Below are 18,793 nucleotides of genomic sequence, written 5' to 3'. Positions count from 1 at the left end.
AACGCGGCTCAACTTCCCGAAGCGGAGTTCGCATTGACGTTCTTCAGGGCGGTCAGGAGATAGTCCTGCATGGTCGCCTGGAGGCTGGTCGTGGCGGTGCGCACCGCCGCCATCGCGTCCTTCACCGCCGCTTCGTCGAAGGGCGTGGCCTTTTGCGCCGCCGCCAGATTGGCGCGTGCGGTGCGCAGTTCGCGCAGCGCCTGGAAGGTGCGCGCCCGGTTGTCGCGCAGCACGCCACGGAACTCCTTCCTTACCTCGGGCGGATAGCTGCTGGCGATTTCCGACAGGAGCACGCGCGCCGCCGCGCCCTGCCGCAGGCCATGCATGGCATAACCGACCAGGAAGAAATTGAGGGCGAGCGACAGGGCGAGCAGCACCAGCGTCGCCGTCCATAGCCAGGAGCGCCTCAAAGCGAATCCTCCTCTGCTGGGTCAGCCGCCATGTCGGCCCCGCCATCGCCGGAGAGCCGCGCCCCGGACGCCAGCGCCAGAAGTTCCGAATCCTGCAGATCGTCCTGCAGCCGCGCCGCCTGGTAGCCCGCCAGCGTCACCGCGATGAGAATGGCCGCGGCGCAGGCCGCCAGCCCTGCCGGCGCCAACAGGAAGCGCGGCAGCAAGGACGGGGGGCGCGCCGAGCCGGTGTCGATACGGGCCAGCACCTTGCGCGCCAGCGCCTGGTCGTCGCCTTCGATCAGCGTCGCTTCGAGCACAAGCCGGTCGAGCGCGGCGTCCGGATCGTCCTCAGGCGGCGCCTCGTCCGCCATGAAGGCCAATGCCTGCTGCCGGAAAGGCGCCGGCCATGCCTCGACGGTGTCGCCGAAGCGGCGCCGGTTTCGTTCGAATTCGTCCCGTGTCATGAGGACTTCCTTTCGCGGCCCGCGGCCGCCATTGCCATATGATCCCTGAGTGCGCGCCGGCCACGGACAAGCAGTTGCTCGGCCGAACCGACGCTGCCGCCCATCACCTCGGCGATCGCCGCGATATCGAGGTCGCCGACGGCCCTGAGCAGAACCGCCATGCGCTGCCGCTCCGGCAGGCGCGAGAGGCCGTCGCGGACAATCGCCAGTTCCTGCCGCGCCGCTGTCGTCGCCTCGGCGTCGGCCTCCGGCGAGGCGACTTCATCCCTGATGTCGTCGAGACCGATGAAGCTGCGCAACGCCCGGCGGCGGCGCTGGTCGATGCAGCGATTGGCGGTGATCCGGTACAGCCAGGTCGAGGCCCGCGCCCTGGCGGGATCAAACCGAGCGGCCTGTTTCCAGACAGTCACGAACACCTCCTGCACCACATCCTCGGCGTCGCCGGCATTGCCGAGATAGCGCGCGGCAAACACCCGCAGGCCGTGGCCATGGCGGGCGATGAACTCGGACAGCGCGCCCTGGCTGCCCGCCGCGATGCGCGCCAGAAGGTCGTCGTCGCCACGGGCCCTCTCATGCGACACGGCGGCAGGCACCTGTCGGCTTGGCGAATCCGAAAAACGCATCGATCCGGATAAGCGCAGAAACGAATTTCGGATGCAAATCCATCACACCAGATGTCAGCGGCGCCAGCGGCGCAAGCCGTGGACTGTATTGCCGTTCGGGCCGGTGAAGCTGCCAGCCGAACGACCACGGAACGGTCCACGCGCCGACACCCGCTCTCCGGAGAAGGACTGCCCGTCGGGTCCGGTTCCAGAATAGCTTCTGGCGCAGCGGTCAACAACGCCTCCGACGCATTTGGAGCTCGATGTATAGGTGCCGCCATTGGGGCCGGTGCGGGTGGTCGAGCCGGTATGGATGTTGCCATCCTTGCTGACGCTGCGGCTGATCTCGCCGCCATGCGCCGTGGGCCGTTTCCATTCCTCGGCGGCGGCTGGCGAGGCAGCCGACCAGACGAGCATCGCGCCAAGACAGAGCAAAGGGAATTTGGCTGAAGAGAGCATTTTGTACTCCTGGTTTTGATAGGGATGATCGCCGTGGATCGTCAGTTGGCACGCTCGGCGATCAGCTTGCGGACCGACGCGATCTCGTCGGCCGAGAGCCTGCCGTCGCCATTGCGGTCGGCGAGGTCGAACAGCGGCATGCTGCTGGCGAACTCCTGGTCGGAGACCTTGCCGTCGCCATTCGTGTCCAGGCGCCGCCAGCGGTTGCCGAGCCTCGCCTGCGCGGCATCTGCCCGATCCATGATGGCATCGCGGGCGCTTTCGATCTCCTTCTCGTCGATGACGCCGTCGCCATTGCGGTCGAGCTTCTTGAACAGGCGCTCGCGGGCGGCCGCCATCTCGTCCTTCGAGATGGCGCCGTCATCGTTGGTGTCGATCCGTTGCAGGATGCGCTGACCCGGCATGTCTTGTGCCTGCGCGGCGGAGAGTGGTGCGAGCCCCAGAAGCAGGGCCGCGGCAAGTGTTGAGCGTTTCATGATGATGGTCCTTTCGTTGTCAGGTCGCGGGGGCGACTGCTGACCGATACGCAGGAAGCGCCCTGCCCCTACGCCCGGCGCGAAAGATTCTTTGCCGAGGCTGCCAATCCGTGAGGCCGGCGGTTGCGCCCGGCGGCGCCCTCAAAAAAAACACCGCGTGCCGCGTAGGGGCGGAGGAGGCGGTGCGTAGAAGGCCCAGCAGGACGCGCCGCGGCGGGTCGTCCAACCCAACGCGGAGACCAACATGAACAAGATCGTCATGGCCTTTGCCGGCCTGCTGCTTGGCGCGGGCAGCGCCTGTGCCGCGGATGGCGGCAACGCCCGGGAACTCTTCCGGCGCATCGACACCAACGGCGACCGCAGGCTCGAATTCAGCGAGATCCAGGCGGCACGGGCGCAGATGTTCGACCGGATGGATGCCAACCACAACGGCCTGCTCGATGCGGGCGAAGTGCGCGCGGCCGTGGAGCAGGTGAAGTCGAAGCGCGACTTCCAGGCCGCGCAGTTCGCCGGCGTCCAGGCGCAAGCGGACCGCATGGATCGCAATGGCGATGGAAAAATTTCGCGCGACGAGTTTGCCGCCTTCATTCCCGACCGGCTGGTGCGGGCGGACACGAACGGCGACGGCGCGCTTTCGATTTCCGAACTGCGGGCGCTCCGGCGCCAGTGATCCCCGAGACCTTCCACACCACCCAACAAAGGAGAGAGATGATGAAACGGACACTCACGGCGTTTTGCGGCCTGATGATTGGCGCCTCGGTGCTGGCCTCACCGGCCGAGGCCTTGCCGATCGTGCCGACCTCGGGTCCGGTATCGGCCACCACCGCGCCGACGCCGGTCTGGTTCCGGCGCGGCTTCTACGTCGTCGGCGGCGGCTATTACTACAATGGCTACCGGGGCTATGTCCGCGTGCGGCCCGGCTACCGCTACTACAATGGCTACTGGTTCCCCGCCGCCGCCTTTGCCGCCGGCGTCGCGGCGGCGACCGTGCCGCCACGTCCGGCCGCCCGGCTGGCCGCCGCGCATGTGCGCTGGTGTCACGAGCGCTACGTCTCCTACCGCGCCTGGGACAACAGCTACCAGCCCTACGACGGACCGCGCCAGCAGTGCTGGTCGCCCTACAGCTGAGGCGATGAAAGCTCCTCACGAAGAGCCCTGTTCAACGCGGCACGGGGGACGACATGATCGACAATCGCTCCATGCCCGCGAGCGCGGTCATACCGGTGCTTTCCTATCCCGATGTCGAGAAAGCCAGCCGCTGGCTTTGCAAGGCCTTCGGCTTCGAGCCGCGGCTGATGATCGGCACCCACCGGGCCCAGCTCGGCTTCGGTGACGGGGCTGTCGTCGTCACCGAACTGAAGAGTGGCGAACGGATAGAGGCGCGGACAGCCAAGCCATTCGCCGTGATGGTGCGCGTCGAGGATGTCGATGCCCACCATCGTCGTGCCGCGCGCCATGGCGCCACCATACTGAGCCCACCGACGAGCTATCCCTATGGCGAGCGTCAATATTCCTGCCGCGATCTCGGCGGCCATGACTGGACCTTCTCGCAGTCGATCGCCGATGTCGCGCCGGAGGACTGGGGTGGCATTGCCATCGGCAATTGAGCGGCCTCGGCCGACGCCGGTCCGTCGTGCTGGCTGGCGCCGACACCACGGACGGCATAACGGCCATGGCACAGGATCGCCCCGGGTGCCATGGCTGTCTCATGACCTCAGTTGCATTTCGGCTTGGCACTGTTGCAGGCGTCGACCAGCTCGGCCGGCGGATCCTTGTGGAAGACGGTCTTGAAGGATTCCAGCACGTTGGACTGCACCACCGGCAGCGACTTTACGCCAACCCAGGCGGGCGTGGTTTCACCGATAAGCGCCTTCATCATCGCCAGCGCCTCGGCGACACCCTGGTCATAGGGACGCTGCGAACCGGTTGCCTTGAGCGGGCCGCCCTTGGCGATCTCGATCGCCGACTGCAGGCCGAGATCGACCGTGGTGATCGGGATATCGATGCCTTGCGCGCGCATCGAGGACAGCGTGTCGAGCGCCGGCTGATCCCACACCGCAAACACACCCTTCACGTCGGGATTGCCGGTCAGGAAGTCGCCAGCGATCTGCGAGACCTTCGAGGGGTCGGTGAAGTCGACCTGCTTCATGACAATGTCGGGCCGGTTCTTCTTCATCCACTCACTGACGCCCTTGGTGCGCTCATTGGTGCTGAAATAGTCGACGCCGAAATTCACCAGGCCGATCGTGCCGCCCTTGGGCATACAGGAAGCAAGGATCTGCGCCGCGATCTGGCCATTGCCCTGGCTGTCGGCCGAGATCATCGAGGCAAAATCCTTTGGAGATTCGAGACCAACCGGGATGCTGTCCATGAACACCAGCTTGATGCCGGCCTCGCCCACCTTCTTGTAGGTTGGCGCCGTGGCGGTGAAATCGACGGGGATGGAAATGATGCCGTCCGGATGCTGCTGGATGGTGTTCTCGATATCGGCGATCTGCTTGTCGACCTGATATTCGGCCGACGCCACGCCAGTGACGGTCACGCCATATTTGGCCAGCGTTTCGCTGATGCCTTGCACCTGCAGCTGCGACCAGTCGAGGTTCACCGTCTGCATGGAAATGCCGACCTTGAACTTGCCGGCCTTGACCTTGGCGGCTTCGTCGTCGCTCAATTTCAGCTCGTCCGGCGAGGCTGCCTTTTCGCCATGCGGGCCCTGCCCGACGATGCCCTTGGGGCCAAGCGTGGCCAGGTCGACGCCGGTAACACATGTGTCCGGCGTCTGCGCAAAACTCATGGACGTCGACAGCGCGAACGCGCTGGCGGCGAGGCTCAATGTACAGAAAAGCGAATGGATCCGTGCCGATTGTTTCATGACTTTCCTCCGTTGATCGTTGACGTTTCGTTGCCGTTTGGAGCCGACAATTTTCTGCTGATATCCGCGGGATGCGCGCCTTACCTCCTCGTGAACGCGACCGCGGCGACAATGATTGCTCCCTTGATGACGAGTTGCAGTGACGAGCTGACGCCGAGCAACACCAGTCCGTTGTTGAGCGTGCCGATGATCAGGCTGCCGAGCAGCGTTCCGAGCACGAAGCCACGGCCGCCGAAAAGGCTGCAGCCGCCGAGGATCACCGAGGCGATGACATCGAGCTCCATGCCTTGCACCACGTCGGGCCGCGCCGCGTGCGAACGCGCCGACAGGATCAGCGATGCCAGGCCTGCGAGCGTCCCGGTCAGCACGAAGGCCAGCGTGGTGACCTGCTTGATGTGGACGCCGGAATAGAGTGCCGCCGTCGGATTGCCGCCCGCCGCATAGACCTGCCGTCCGTAGACGCTGTAGTGCAGGAGCAGGATGCCGGCGATGGTGACGCCAAGCGTCCACAGGATCGGCGCCGGAATGCCAAGCAGGGAGCCCTCGCCGAAGATCGCGAAATAATACTCGTTGGTGATGATGACCGGCTTGGTGTTGGTGACCATCAGCGCCAGGCCGCGCGCGCCGCTCAACGTGCCGAGCGTCACCAGGAAGGACGGGATTTCGAGGCGGGTGGTCAAGACACCGTTGATCAGCCCGATCAGCGCCCCGGTGCCCAGTCCCGCCACCGCGCCGACGACCCAGTTGTTGGCGACGAAAGCCATGGCCAGTGACGCGCTCATGCCCGAAAGCGCCAGCGTCGAGGCGACGGACAGGTCGATCTGCCTGGAGATGATGACGAACGTCATGCCGACGGCGATGATCGAAACCAATGTCGTCTGCCGGCCGATGTTGAGAAAATTGTCGATCGACAGAAACCAGGGCGATGCCAGACTGAAGACGATCAGCATGATGGCGAAGGCGACGTAGAGCATGTAGGGCCGCTCGCCCTGAAGCAGATGCCGCAGCGTGGCGCGCCCGCCCGGCTGGTTGGCGGCACCTGCCACGCTTGCCATTGGTGCCTTCGCCGGGCTTTTTGTGTCGGTCATGCCGCGTGCTCTTCCGATGGCTGCGAAAGTTGGATGAGGTGATGAAGGTCCTCGGCGCTGCCGAGGTCTTTTCTGGCAATCGTCCTGATGATCCGGCCATCGACGACGATGGAGATGCGGTCGCAGAGCTGAAGCAGTTCGGACAGATCCGAAGACACCAGCAGCACACCGCTGCCAGCCGCCGCCGCTGCGCGAATGACGCCGTAAATCTCCTCGCGGGCACCGACATCGACACCGACCGTCGGCTCGTCGAGCAACAGCACGCGCGGCCGCGGCTCGTTCCATTTGCCGAACACGACCTTCTGCTGGTTGCCGCCGGACAGGTTCTTCACCGTGGTCGACGCGCCTGGCGCCTTGACGGCCAGTCTGCGCATCGCGGCATTGGCGTGCTCGTTCGCCGGACGGCGCTGCAGCCAGCCAAGGCGGGAGAAATAGGGCAACCGAGGCAGGGTCAGGTTGCGCTCGATCGAATGTTCGAGCACCAGGCCCTGGACGTGACGGTCCTCCGGCACCAGGGCGATGCCTTGTCGTATTGCCGCCGCGGGATCGGTTCCCTTCAGCGAAACGCCATCCAGGCTGGCCTCGCCCGACTGCACGGGCCGCAGGCCGAAGATCGTCTGCAGGATTTCGGTGCGTCCGCTGCCGATCAGTCCGGCAAGGCCATGGATTTCGCCGCTGTGCAGCTCGAGATCGGTCCGGTCCAGCCGGTCGTTGCCGACGCCCTTCAGTTCGAGCACCAGCTTTTCAGGAGAACCAGTGGAGGATGGCACGCTTTGCCCAGCTGGCCCGCCGTCCGCCTTCAGAACGGCGTGATCCGGCCCGACGATCGCGCCGACCAATTGCCGCATATTGGTTTGCGCCGTGACAAATGTTCCGGCGTTCTGCCCGTCGCGGAACACGGTCACCCGGTTCGAGATGCGGAAGACCTCGTTGAGGCGATGGGTGACGTAGATCACCCCGACGCCCCGCGCGGCGACCGCGCGGATCGCCTCGAACAGGATCTTCTCTTCATCGTCGGTCAGCGCCGAGGTCGGCTCGTCCAGGATGAGCAGGCGAACGTCGCCCATCAGCGCCTTGGCGATCTCGGTCATCTGGCGATAGGCAAAGGGCAGCGAGCCGACCATGGCGCGGGCATCGAGCGGGATGTTCTGCGACTTCAGGAAGGCTTCGGCCTGCGCCACCAGCTGGCGCTTCTTCAGGAAGCCGAAGCGGGTCCTCGGCTCTCGCCCCAGCAGCAGATTGTCGGCAACCGAAAGCGATTCGACCAGGCTCAGATCCTGGTAGACGACCGCCACGCCGGCGCCGCGCGACTGGGCGGGCGAAACGAAAGAGACCGACTTGCCGTCGATTTCGATCGAGCCGCCATCATGCACATGCACGCCGCTCAGGATCTTGATGAGCGTCGACTTGCCGGCTCCATTTTCGCCAAGCAGGGCGTGAACTTCGCCGGACCGGATTTCGAGACTGACGCCGCGCAGCGCATTGACGCCGCCGAACCGCTTCCTGACGCCCTCGACGCGCAGCAAGGGGGCCTCGGACATCAGCACAATCGAACCCTGTTCGACCATGACGCCTGCGCTTCCTCCCGTTGACGCGTCCCCTACCCTTCATGACGAGATCGTCTTTTTGAGACTTCTCTTACTTTTTTTGTAACTTTTCCATCAGTGATACGAAATGTCAAATGAAGGCTGGTCGCCGCATGAGGCATTTTGAAACAAGCTCAGGCCTCGCTGAAAGATTCCGGCCCGACCTCGCCATGTTCGGTGATGACGGCGTCGAAGCCGTCCATCGGCGCGAAGAAGGCGCGCTTGAGCTTGCCGATCTTGCTCGAGTCGACAACCAGGTAGTTTTCGCGCGCCAGGCTCATCACCTTCTGCTTCACCACCGCTTCGTGGAAATGCTCGCAGGTGGCGCCGCGCTTGGCATCGACGCCCGAGGCCGACAGGAAAGCGACGTTGATGCCAACGCTCTTCAAGATGTCGAAATCATGCGTGCCCGAGAAAGACGCCGAGGCGGGGTGATAGACACCGCCCAGCATGATGATCGTCACATTGGCCTTGCGGGTCAGGCGTTCCGCGACATTCATGGCGTAACATATTGCCGTTATTTGATAATTATCGGGAATGAGGTCGATCAGATGGATCAGCGTCGTGCCGCAGTCGATGAAGATCGTCTCGTCGGGCCGTATCTTGCGCACCGCGTGCAGGCAGGCTTCGCGCTTCGCGGCCGCATGGCTGTCGGCCGCGGTCGCCAGTTCGTAAGGAGCGTCGGTGTCGATCTCGGCCGCCGCCAGTATATGCCCGCCGAGATAGGCGATCTGTCCCTGGTTGGTGGCGATATCACGCCGCACCGTCATCTCTGAGACGCCGAGAAGAATTGCCGCTTCGCTGAGATGAATGACCCGCCGTTCCGACAGCAGATGGATCAGCCGGGCTGTCCTTTGCGCTTTGCGAGAAGTCATGCGTCGGGCCTGTTGGTCACGTGAAATGTGAGGAACTTAACAACTGCTCGCATTCAGTTGCAAGCGCGGTGTGCCGAGCCGCCCTGCTGTCATGAACGGACAGGCCGAATTGACGGTTCAGGGGATGAGGCAGGAGGAAAGCCGCGATCGGGCAGATACCGGTTGAGCGTATCCATGAACGCGTCGATATCGGCCACCGTCGTGCGATGGTTGACGATGGCGCAGCGCACGACCAGCTCGCCGCTGATGGTTGTCCACGAAGGCGCGGCCAGGCCGGATTCCTGAAGATCCAGCACCAGGTTGCGGACAAATTCGGAGTCCGCGCCGCGAATGCCGAAACAGACGATGTTGAGCGCCACGGGCGCCTTCAATTCAAATGCCGGATGGCGTTGCAGAGCTTTGGCGAGATGGCGGGCGAGCAGGCATGTGTGAGCGATCGAGCCGCCGATGCGGTCCGTCCCGAGCGCTTCGATCGTCATCCATGTTTTCAAGGCGCGGAACCCGCGCGACAGGTCGGGGCCGAGATCGCAGGGCCATGTTTCGCCGGCGGCAAGCCCGCGATTTGCCCGCTGCAGATAGGCGGCCGGCTGTGCGAACGCGCGCTTGTGGGCATCGCCATCGCGCACCAGAAGGAACCCGGCGTCGTAGGGAACCTGGCCCCCTTTGTGAAAGTCGAGCGCCACCGATGCCGATTTTTCGATGCCCTTGAACAATCCGCGCAAGGAATCGGACAGCACGGCGAGCGCACCGATCGCGCCATCGACATGGAACCAGAGTTTTTCCCTCGATGCGATTTCGGCGATGTCGGCCAGCGGATCGATGGCCCCGGTGTTCACCGTTCCCGCGGTGCCTACGACCAGAAATGGCAGGAACCCGTCGGTGCGGTCCTGTTCGATCGCCGCACGCAATGCGCCCGGCAGCATCCTTCCGGCATCGTCGACCGCGATGGTCCGCAGATTTGCCGATCCGATGCCGGACAGCTGCATTGCCTGCGCGATGCAGGAATGCGCCTCGGTGGACGTATAGGCAACCAACTGGCGGTCGCAGTCGCGCAGGCCGGTCTCGCGGACGGACTGGCCGAGTGCCTCGGTCTTGGCGATCGTCAGCGCGACGAAGTTTGCCATCGAGGATCCTGTGAGGAACAAGCCGCTCGCTCCACTGGGGTAGCCGAGCGCCTCGCTCATCCAGCGCACGATCTGCTGTTCGACCACGAGACCGGCATGGTCGCGGCCGCCGCAATTCATGTTCAGGCCGCCCGTGACGATTTCCGCCACCATGCCGATCGGCGTGCCCGCGCCGTGAACCCAACCCATGAACGAGGGATGCAAATTGCCGGTTGCGAACGGCATGATGTGCATGCGCACATCATCGAGGACATCGCCCAGTTCGCGAGGTCCGTTCGGCAGTGGCCGGGCAAACCGCGCGCGCGTTTCATCGCTCGGCCGCTGCCACACCGGTCTCTGCCTGATCGTCTCGATGTGGGTGATCATGTCGTCCAGCATGCCGTGCGCGGTCTTGCGAAACTGATCCCAGTCCGCTGGATCGAGGCTGGTCTCGGCCGCACTATCGGCGGCCGGGTCGCTCTGCTCGGTGGATCGCGGCATCAGGCATCTCGCGGATGGTGCAGGACCGCCGCCAGTTTCTGGAAGAAAACGTCGAGCCTGGATTCGATCGGACCAAACGCCTGCTGCAGCGACTGGCCGGCCGACAGTCGCGTCGAAACGCCGATCACATCGGGAGCGGAGGCGGCAACACGCAGCACCGTGCGCGAGCCCAGGCGCACGGCTTGCCCGACATGGCAGATCGGGCCTCCGTTGAGACCGCGCATCGACAGCTGAATGACCTGGCACTCCTCGAACGACGCGAAAGCGCCGGCGCGGTTCGTGACGGTCAACGGGACCATGGCGCGTGAGCCGAGATGATCGCCTTCATCGTCCTGATGCAGTGAGATGCCTTTCACGGCGTCGATGCGAGACCGCACCAGTCGGACGAACTCATCCTTGACGAGGCTTTGCCGGGCCTCGTCGATCGCGGCATAGCGCTCGAGATGGGCGAGCGCCGCGACCCAGCGCAAACCCAGCCCCAAATTCAATTCCGACTTGAACGCGAAGCTCATCCGCTGGCGAAGGGCCGCCGGCCAGTCTTGCGCCGCGGTGTATTCCGCCAGGCCCACCGGGATATCGGACCTCGCCGCAAGCTCCTCGGCCAGTGCCGGGGGGATGAGAAGCGCGCCGGAAAAAGGCGGGCCGGCGATGAACTTGGAGCCGGTCAAGGCCACCACGAAGCCATCCGCCAGATCCTGCCCCAGCCGCGAAATCGAGCCGCGGAACTGGCAGGCATCGACGATGACCCGCACCCGTCCAGGGGCAAGCGCCGCGACATGGCGCGCGGCCTGCCGCGTTACGGCCGGCAAACCTGTTTTGGACGCATCGAGCACGTGGACGAGGACATCGCGATCCCGCCTCAATTCCAGCTCGACGGTGGCGATGATCTCGGCGTCGATTTCGTGCTGATGGCGAGGCTCGCCCGCCTCGTTGCGGATGGCGATCGTGCGCACCTCGATACGGTCCGGCAACAGGCCGTCAAGCGGCGCGCCAGCCTCGACGGCGCTGCCGAGTGCCGTCAGATCCGAGTAATGACGCCCCGCCGCCGCGCGTGGCACGCCATTCCCCGTCTCGTCAGGCGCGACAAGCACATTGGTCAAGGGGCGCCTGGAGACGCCTGCAATCATGCACAGCGCGAGAAGCTCCGCATCCGTTCCGGAGGCGGCGAGAACGACGTCCGCCCCCGCACAGCCGAGATTGCCGGCAATCCGGTCGCGAATGTCGGCGAACCATTGATCTACAGGGAAAGGCGACGCGATATCCATGAGGCGCGCCAATTCGACCCCGGCCGCCTGAAAACCCTCACGCGAGATGTTGCTTGCCGTTGTCGATGAGAATGAGATCTCGTCGTCGGCCGGGGTTGCGCGCGTTCCATAGCGGTTGCGGCGCGTGATCGCATCCGGCCAGATGCGCCTGTCGCCACCCGTGCCGAGCAGGAAGGAAACGGAGGCCGGGGAACGGCGCTCCGGGCCCTCCGTTTCCGGGACCGGGTTCGCCGGCACCTGCAGGATCCCGCGCTGAGTTGCAGGCATGATGGTCTCCGTGGTCAGGGCTGCGGTAGCGAGGTGATCAAAGCGGTTCATTGGCCGCCACGGCACCGGCCAGGTAGGAGATCTGGATGTCATGGCTGATCAGCGGTTGCAGATCGCTCGCCCGCTGCGTGAATTCCAACCCGCACCGGTCGACATAGGCACGATCGACGCGTTCGCAGAAACCCGGATCGATGATCTTCTCGCCATCCCAGAAAACGGCGTGGCCGGTGTTGGGAACGGTCGGCGACACCACGCCTATGATCGCCGGCTTGGCCCACAGCATGTAGATGCTGCTCAGGAGGACGAAACCGCATTTGTTGGCAACGCCGCGCATGATCGAATGGCTCATCGGGCCGCCAAGCGGATAGGCCGGATCGCAGCCTCGCGCGATGTCCTCGATCTCCTCGTAGGTTCGGCCGGTGAGCATCGCCAGGGCACAGACCAGGCAGTCGTCGTGGGTTCTCTGGTAGACGGCCGGTTTTCCGGTATGGGCACATTCGGTCGTCGGTGTTGGCAGCGTCCGCGCCACGCGCCGTGCCAGCGCGTGTTCGAATGCCGCGAAGAGCTTGCGCATGGCGCCCTTCTTGTAGGGAAAGATGCTCTCCCAATCCATGGAATGGACGATCATCGCCACATCCGCCTCGAACACCAGCAGGCGGCCGTCGGCGAGTTCGGCGCAATCGATGGCGAAGTAGTCCAGCCCGAGACGTCGATGCAGCGCATCGAAGGAACGCGCGTGGCGCACCGCGAAATCGCTGTCGAAATTGGCCATCCACAGCGCTTCCTCGGCACGCCTGTCTTCGTGCTGGGTCATGCCGGCGTTGAGATAATGGACCATCCAGTGCTCGGAAACCGCGAGATGGCTGGCATGGGGCCGCCCGTTGATGAAGGCGACGCGCTGCTTGCGGAATTTGCCGTCCGTCCCGCTGTAGTCGATGAAGGGCGTGACATAGAATTCGGTCTCGGCGTGCGAATTCAGATAGGCCGAAAGCTCCGCTCGGGTGGCGATCTTCTCCATTCCCTTGCCGGCATGCGTGCCGAGCGGGCGGACAATCACCGGAAACGCCTTCGCCACGAGGAGTGCGTCGACCTCGATGTCGCCGGACGCCAGTTTCTCGAGCACGGTCCGATCGACGCGCGCGGCGGCAGGCGCAAGGATCGAGGGTTCGTCCTTCAGCGCTTCCGCGACGCCGTCCCTGGACAGCGCCATGATGAGCCGCGGCGCGTTGTTCAGGATCGGGCCGGTCCAGTCGCGCAGCAGCCGGTCGAGGTTTGCCAGCACGGCCAGGTTTTCGGCGGACTCGCCGACAGCCACGAAGGCGACATCGTGCTCGGGAACATCCCCGAGGTCCGCCGTGTCGGCGTCGACATAGTAGAGCAGCAGGTTCGCGTCGGAGTGCTCGAGCAGGAATTCGATCGGCGTGTTGGCCATGAAGTCGCCGGCCGTCATGAAGACAAGGACGCTCGGTCCCGTACCGCGTCCGTTGCGTATCAGATATTTGCGGCTGATCTCGAGCGCGGCCTTCTGGCTGAGCGCCGCCTTGTCTTCCTCGCCGATCGCATGAAGCAGGATCGACACATCCAGGAACGCCCCGGCGTCGGTGATATCGGCCGAAATGCGCCCGAACAGCGTGTCCCACAAGGGAGAAATATTGCGCCCCTCGAAGACGGCCCGCACGATGGGCGCCTTGCCCATGATGAGATTCGGTTCGTCAAGGACCTCGATTTGAACTGCCGCGCTTTTCAAGCCCTCAAGCCTTCCGTCACGCGGTGGTTACGGCCGGTTCAGCCTCCACGCCGCTTGCACGATGTGCGGCTCCACTCTGGCTCCCCGCGCTTGTGCGAGCCTTGTGGCGTCCTGATGCGCAGGTCGGAAGAATGCGTGGCTTGAGGGATTACAGGCTCGGGCGTGCATCGGACTTTGCGTGGTTTCGGTGGTTTCGCGGTCGCGGAAGGCTATGCCTCACTCGCCACTCTTCGTCGAGGTCCCCGCCCCGAACCGCAACCCGTCCATCAAGAGCTTGACCAGCCGGCGCGAGCGGTCGCGCCATTCCGGGGTGTCGGGGGCCGAATAGATGCCCGAAAGCGCGTGCAGCACGTCGGAGGCGTCGACGTCGCCGCGGATGGTACCGTCGGCCACCGCTGCGTCAACCAGTTGCCGCAGGGCCTGCGATACCCTTCCCGACGTGTCGGAAAACAGCGTCGAATTGGTGGTAAGCAGGATGCGCAGGCTGGTCGCCAGCCCGCGCTTGGTGGCGATGTAGTCGACGAAGCGCTGCATCCACTGCTCCAGCGCGACATCGGACGGATGTTTTTCGGCGAGCTCGCCGGCGGCCGCGCACAGCGCCTCCACCTCGCGCCGGTAGACCACCTCGACCAGATGCTCGCGCGTCGGAAAATGCCGGTAGAGCGTGCCGATGCCGACGCCGGCACGCCGCGCGACCTCTTCGAGCGAGGCATCGATGCCGCGCTCGGCGAAGACGATCGCGGCCACCTCGACCAGCCGGTCGCGGTTGCGCTGCGCATCGGCACGCAGCCGCTTGGCCTCGGCGGCGTCGGTCTTCTGTCCAGCGCTGGACGGCTCTGCGGCCAATTTCTTTCTCCACGTCGTGTCGAGGGCTTGAACCCAGTCGGGTCAACCCCCACGTAATAAACGGAGGCGCCTCCGCTTTAGTGGAGCACCTTTATCATATAATCAGGGGAACCGGTATGTCACGTCTTTCAAACCTGCAAGCCGACATCTCCCCTGCCCGCCTGTCTCACGCGAGATTCGCTGCCATCTCCACTTCCGCCAACACCTGACCACAAGGTTACCTTGCCCTTCGCCGGCAAGGCACCAGTTCATTTCCCATCCGCGTCAAGCAAACTGGAGCCAGACGCCCATGACCAGCCTTCCCATCACGCTTACCATCAACGGACACCGACACGAACTGGAGGTCGATCCACGCGTAACCTTGCTCGACCTGCTGCGCGAACGGCTTGATCTCACCGGCACCAAGAAGGGCTGCGACCGTGGCCAGTGCGGCGCCTGCACGGTGCTGGTCGACGGCAAGCGCATCAATTCCTGCCTGACGCTGGCGGTCAGCCAGGACGGTGCCAATGTCATGACCATTGAAGGCGTCGCCCGTGGTGAAGAGCTGCATCCGGTGCAGGCCGCCTTCATCGCCCATGACGGCTTCCAGTGCGGGTTCTGCACACCCGGCCAGATCATGAGCACGCTTGGCCTGATCGCCGAAGGACAGGCCGGCGACGATCCCGAACGCATCCGCGAGGGGCTGAGCGGCAACATATGCCGCTGCGCGGCCTATGGCGGCATCGTCGAGGCCGTCCTGGAAGCCCAGCAGAATCTTGCCAAAGCCGACCGGAGGACCGCGGCATGAGAGACTTCGATTACGTCAGGCCCGCCACCATTCCCGATGCCATCGCGGCGGCGGCCGAGCCGGGTTCGGCCTATCTCGCCGGCGGCACCAATCTGCTCGATCTCATGAAGGGCGGCATCACCCGCCCCGAGCGCATCGTCGACATCTCGCGGCTGCCGGAGCTCAACCGCATGGAACGGCTCGACGATGGCGGCCTGCGCATCGGCGCGCTGGTGCGCAACGCCGATCTCGCCCATGACGCGGCGTTCGCCAAGGCTTATCCGGCAGTGGCAGAAGCGCTGCTGTCGGGCGCCTCGGCGCAGCTTCGCAACGCCGCCACCGTCGGCGGCAATCTCCTGCAGCGCACGCGCTGCAGCTATTTTTACGACACCGCCAGCGCCTGCAACAAGCGCGAGCCCGGCGCCGGCTGCGCGGCACTTGGCGGCGAAAACCGCCTGCACGCCGTGCTTGGCTGGAGCGATGCCTGCATCGCCACCCATCCGTCGGACTTCTGCGTGCCGCTGGTGGCGCTCGACGCCGTGCTCGAGATCGAGGGTAAGGAGGGCCGGCGCCACGTCACGCTGGCGGAATTCCACCGGCTTCCCGGCGACACGCCACAGCGGGAGAATGCGCTGGAGCCCGGCGAGCTGATCGTGGCGGTGCGGCTGCCGGCGGAGGCGGCCTCCTTCGCCGCCAATGCCCGTTACCTGAAAGTGCGCGAACGCACCTCCTATGCCTTCGCGGTCGCCTCGGCCGCCGCGGCACTTGTCGTCGACGGCGGCAAGATCCGCGCCGCAAGGCTGGCATTGGGTGGCGTCGCGGCCAAGCCATGGCGGGCGCGTTCGGCGGAAGCCGTCCTGCTCGGCGCCGATGCGAACGAGGCAACCTTCGCCAGCGCTGCCGATGCCGCTTTGGCCGATGCCAGCCCCTCCGGCGACAATGCTTTCAAGATCGAGCTTGCCCGCCGCATCGTGGTCAGGGCGCTGATGTCTGCCCTGGCGGGAACGCCCGAGCGGCTGCCGGCCCTTCCCGCCTCCCCGTTCTCGAACATTCCAGGAGCGCGCCATGACGCTTGAACTCAGCCTCAACCAGCAACCCACCCATGCCCGGCAGGGCTCCAGCATCGGCCAGCCACTGACCCGTCGCGATGGCTTCCTCAAGGTCACCGGCGCGGCCCGCTACGCGGCCGACAACCATCCGCCCGGCATGCTCCATGCCGTGTTGGCCGTCAGCAGCATCGCGCGCGGCCGCGTTGCCGCGCTGGATATCGAGGCGGCCAAGGCGCATGCGGGCGTGGTCGAGGTGATGACGCCCACGAACCGGCCGGCGCTGGCCGCCGATCCGGATGCCAAGGACCATCCTTTCATGTTCCGGCTCGACCTGTTGCAGAACGATCAGGTCCGCTACCCCAACCAGACCATCGCCGTGGTGATCGCCGAGACGCTTGAGGCGGCGACCGAAGGAGCGGCGCTGCTGTCGCCGCGCTATGAAGCGCTGCCGGCGCGCGTCGGTCTCGACGACGCCGAAAGCTTCGTGCCGCGCGGTGTCGGCGTCGGCGGTCCGGCGGTGCAGCACAAGGGCGATAGCGAGGCCGGCCTCAAATCGGTAAGGACGCGGATCGAGGCGACCTACGAGACACCGGCCCAGTACCACAACGCCATGGAGCCGCATGCGATCGTCGTCGCCTGGGAGGGCGACAGGCTGTCGATCGACACGCCGAGCCAGGGCCTGGCCATGGCGCAGGGCCGCATCGCCGGCCTGTTCGGCATCGCGCCGCAAAACATCCACATCCGCAGCCCCTTCCTCGGCGGTGGCTTCGGATCCAAGGGCCTGATCTCCGGGCCGCAGGTGCTGGGCATCCTGGCGGCGCGGCTGGTCGGCCGTCCGGTCAAGCTGGTGCTGCGGCGCGAGCAGATGTACGGGCCGGTCGGCCATCGCGCGCCGACGCGCCAGACCTTGCGCATGGGCATGGATGGCCAGGGGCGGCTGACCGCCATCCACCATCACGCCAAGACCGCGTCGAGCACGTTCGACGATTTCTTCGAACCGGCGGCGGACGCCTCGCACACGCTCTATGCCAGCCCGGCGATCACCACGTCGCATGAGGCAGTGCGGCTCGACACCGGCACGCCGCTGTTCATGCGGGCGCCCGGCGAAGCCACCGGCTCGATCGCGCTGGAGAGCGCCATCGACGAGGCGGCTCACGCCTGCGGCATGGACCCGCTGGAATTCCGGCTGAGGAACTATGCCGAGGTCGAGCCGATGACCGGCAAGCCGTTTTCCTCCAAGGCGCTGCGCGAATGCTACAGCCAAGCCGCTGAGGCGTTTAGCTGGGCGAGCCGCCCGCTTCAGCCGCGGCTGATGCGCGACGCCGACGGCTTCCTCACCGGCTGGGGCATGGGCACGGCGACCTTCCCCGCCATCATGTTCCAGGCCGAGGCGCGTGCGGTGCTGAGGGCCGATGGCAGCGGCCTGATGGAGACTGGCGCGCAGGACATGGGGCAAGGCGCCTGGACCGCCTTTGCCCAGATCGCCGCCGACGGACTGGGGCTCGACATCGACCAGGTCGATTTCAGGGCCGGCAGCTCCGATCTGCCCAATGCGGGCATTGCCGGTGGCTCCGGTCACACGGCGACGGCCGGCATGGCGATCCACAATGCGGGTGCCGCCGTCATCGCCAGGCTCGCCGATCTCGCCACCGGCAACGAGGCCTCGCCGCTGTTCGGCGCGGGCAATGAAGGCGTGCTGGCGCGCGGCGGCCGCCTGTACCGGCGCGACGATGAAAGCCGCGGCGAAAGCTATGCCGAGATCCTGGCGCGCGCCGGTCTCACCGAGATCGAAGGCCGTGGCAAGGGCGCTCCGGATCCGGCATCGCAGGAGACCCACGCCAAGCACGCGCATGGCGCCGTCTTCGCCGAGGTGAAGGTCGATCCCGATTTCGGGCAGATCCGCGTCACCAGGCTGGTCGGCGCGTTCGCCGCCGGACGGGTCATCAATCCCAGGCTGGTGCGCAGCCAGTATTATGGCGGCATGATCTGGGGCGTCTCCTTCGCGCTGCATGAGGAAGCCATCACCGACCGGCGTTCGGGCCGCATCCAGAACGCCAACCTCGCCGAATACCATGTCCCGGTGAATGCCGATGTGCCGTCGGTCGAGGCGCTGTTGGTCCACGAGGACGACCCTTACGTCAACGCGCTCGGCATCAAGGGCGTTGGCGAAATCGGCATCACCGGCACCGCCGGCGCGGTCGCCAATGCGGTCTGGCACGCAACCGGCGTGCGGCCCCGGCGCTTTCCGATCCGCATCGAGGACCTGCTGATCTGAGGGAGACCGCGTAACAACCGGAAAGCCAGGGCCTGGCTTTCCGAACGACGAACACCCGGAGCGAAAGCGATGGGCCGGACGGCTGGCGCTAGGGCCGCCGGCTGTCCCGCCTGCCCAACATGAGATCAACCGACTTCGCGTCAAGCAACTGGAGCCAGAC

General features: G+C 65.4%; 19 protein-coding genes. 6 read left to right on the top strand and 13 right to left on the bottom strand.

All coding sequences use genetic code 11. The annotated features are described in order from the left end of the window. Positions 1 to 8 precede the first annotated feature (8 nt). The 5 genes from AC56QP_RS29140 to AC56QP_RS29120 form a co-directional block, all read right to left on the bottom strand. Complete coding sequence (locus tag AC56QP_RS29140; protein ID WP_489862343.1) at positions 9 to 410, bottom strand: periplasmic heavy metal sensor; 402 nt, start codon at positions 408 to 410, stop codon at positions 9 to 11. Then, positions 407 to 856: a hypothetical protein gene (locus AC56QP_RS29135; protein ID WP_489862344.1), complete on the bottom strand. Its 450-nt coding sequence runs from the start codon at positions 854 to 856 to the stop codon at positions 407 to 409. Before AC56QP_RS29135 ends, AC56QP_RS29140 begins: the two co-directional genes overlap by 4 nt. After that, positions 853 to 1,437 (bottom strand): RNA polymerase sigma factor, encoded by a 585-nt coding sequence (locus tag AC56QP_RS29130; protein WP_489862345.1) that lies wholly within the window; start codon positions 1,435 to 1,437, stop codon positions 853 to 855. The genes AC56QP_RS29135 and AC56QP_RS29130 overlap by 4 nt, the downstream gene beginning before the upstream one ends. A 96-nt stretch (positions 1,438 to 1,533) precedes the next feature. Further along, positions 1,534 to 1,917, bottom strand: coding sequence for a hypothetical protein (locus AC56QP_RS29125; protein ID WP_489862346.1), 384 nt, complete (start codon positions 1,915 to 1,917; stop codon positions 1,534 to 1,536). Between the two features lie 41 nt (positions 1,918 to 1,958). Further along, complete coding sequence (locus tag AC56QP_RS29120; RefSeq protein WP_489862347.1) at positions 1,959 to 2,393, bottom strand: EF-hand domain-containing protein; 435 nt, start codon at positions 2,391 to 2,393, stop codon at positions 1,959 to 1,961. A gap of 259 nt (positions 2,394 to 2,652) precedes the next feature. On the opposite strand from AC56QP_RS29120, the gene AC56QP_RS29115 reads away from it, so the two are divergent. The 3 genes from AC56QP_RS29115 to AC56QP_RS29105 are packed head-to-tail and all read left to right on the top strand — an operon-like array spanning position 2,653 to position 4,000. Beyond that, entirely contained in the window at positions 2,653 to 3,063 is a 411-nt protein-coding gene (locus tag AC56QP_RS29115) for an EF-hand domain-containing protein (protein ID WP_489862348.1), read from the top strand. A 38-nt stretch (positions 3,064 to 3,101) separates the two neighbouring features. After that, the gene (locus AC56QP_RS29110; protein ID WP_489862349.1) at positions 3,102 to 3,521 is read left to right on the top strand and encodes a BA14K family protein; all 420 of its coding nucleotides are present in this window, start codon (positions 3,102 to 3,104) and stop codon (positions 3,519 to 3,521) included. A 53-nt stretch (positions 3,522 to 3,574) separates the two neighbouring features. After that, positions 3,575 to 4,000, top strand: coding sequence for a VOC family protein (locus AC56QP_RS29105; RefSeq protein ID WP_489862350.1), 426 nt, complete (start codon positions 3,575 to 3,577; stop codon positions 3,998 to 4,000). A 107-nt stretch (positions 4,001 to 4,107) separates the two neighbouring features. Here the strand turns inward: AC56QP_RS29105 and AC56QP_RS29100 are convergent, their stop codons facing one another. From AC56QP_RS29100 to AC56QP_RS29065, 8 genes are all read right to left on the bottom strand, one after another. Continuing rightward, the gene (locus AC56QP_RS29100; RefSeq protein ID WP_489862351.1) at positions 4,108 to 5,265 is read right to left on the bottom strand and encodes a substrate-binding domain-containing protein; all 1,158 of its coding nucleotides are present in this window, start codon (positions 5,263 to 5,265) and stop codon (positions 4,108 to 4,110) included. 80 nt (positions 5,266 to 5,345) lie between these two features. Then, positions 5,346 to 6,353, bottom strand: coding sequence for an ABC transporter permease (locus AC56QP_RS29095; RefSeq protein ID WP_489862352.1), 1,008 nt, complete (start codon positions 6,351 to 6,353; stop codon positions 5,346 to 5,348). Then, a complete protein-coding gene (locus AC56QP_RS29090; protein ID WP_497100953.1) occupies positions 6,350 to 7,921 on the bottom strand; it encodes a sugar ABC transporter ATP-binding protein in 1,572 nt (523 codons plus the stop codon). The genes AC56QP_RS29095 and AC56QP_RS29090 overlap by 4 nt, the downstream gene beginning before the upstream one ends. A gap of 152 nt (positions 7,922 to 8,073) precedes the next feature. Then, positions 8,074 to 8,814, bottom strand: a complete 741-nt coding sequence (locus AC56QP_RS29085; RefSeq protein WP_489862354.1) for a DeoR family transcriptional regulator — start codon at positions 8,812 to 8,814, stop codon at positions 8,074 to 8,076. An 89-nt stretch (positions 8,815 to 8,903) separates the two neighbouring features. After that, positions 8,904 to 10,418: a pyridoxal phosphate-dependent decarboxylase family protein gene (locus AC56QP_RS29080; RefSeq protein WP_497100954.1), complete on the bottom strand. Its 1,515-nt coding sequence runs from the start codon at positions 10,416 to 10,418 to the stop codon at positions 8,904 to 8,906. Further along, complete coding sequence (locus tag AC56QP_RS29075) at positions 10,418 to 11,950, bottom strand: hypothetical protein (protein ID WP_489862355.1); 1,533 nt, start codon at positions 11,948 to 11,950, stop codon at positions 10,418 to 10,420. The genes AC56QP_RS29080 and AC56QP_RS29075 overlap by 1 nt, the downstream gene beginning before the upstream one ends. 37 nt (positions 11,951 to 11,987) lie before the next feature. After that, positions 11,988 to 13,646 (bottom strand): ATP-grasp domain-containing protein, encoded by a 1,659-nt coding sequence (locus AC56QP_RS29070; protein WP_489862356.1) that lies wholly within the window; start codon positions 13,644 to 13,646, stop codon positions 11,988 to 11,990. Positions 13,647 to 13,913: 267 nt separating this feature from the next. Further along, positions 13,914 to 14,543 carry a TetR/AcrR family transcriptional regulator gene (locus AC56QP_RS29065; RefSeq protein WP_489862357.1) on the bottom strand — a complete coding sequence of 210 codons (630 nt, stop codon included), beginning with the start codon at positions 14,541 to 14,543 and terminating at the stop codon, positions 13,914 to 13,916. A 289-nt stretch (positions 14,544 to 14,832) separates the two neighbouring features. Between AC56QP_RS29065 and AC56QP_RS29060 the strand changes: the two genes are divergently transcribed. Genes AC56QP_RS29060 through AC56QP_RS29050 form a run of 3 tightly spaced genes read left to right on the top strand, consistent with a single transcriptional unit; the run spans position 14,833 to position 18,633 of the window. Further along, the gene (locus AC56QP_RS29060; RefSeq protein ID WP_489862358.1) at positions 14,833 to 15,330 is read left to right on the top strand and encodes a (2Fe-2S)-binding protein; all 498 of its coding nucleotides are present in this window, start codon (positions 14,833 to 14,835) and stop codon (positions 15,328 to 15,330) included. Then, positions 15,327 to 16,385: an FAD binding domain-containing protein gene (locus AC56QP_RS29055; RefSeq protein ID WP_489862359.1), complete on the top strand. Its 1,059-nt coding sequence runs from the start codon at positions 15,327 to 15,329 to the stop codon at positions 16,383 to 16,385. The genes AC56QP_RS29060 and AC56QP_RS29055 overlap by 4 nt, the downstream gene beginning before the upstream one ends. After that, the gene (locus tag AC56QP_RS29050) at positions 16,375 to 18,633 is read left to right on the top strand and encodes a xanthine dehydrogenase family protein molybdopterin-binding subunit (RefSeq protein ID WP_489862360.1); all 2,259 of its coding nucleotides are present in this window, start codon (positions 16,375 to 16,377) and stop codon (positions 18,631 to 18,633) included. The genes AC56QP_RS29055 and AC56QP_RS29050 overlap by 11 nt, the downstream gene beginning before the upstream one ends. Positions 18,634 to 18,793 lie beyond the last annotated feature (160 nt).

This window comes from Mesorhizobium sp. RCAM 05104, from assembly GCF_059683645.1.
Note: the sequence above shows the minus strand (reverse complement) of the source record. Positions and strands in the feature narration are given on the sequence as shown.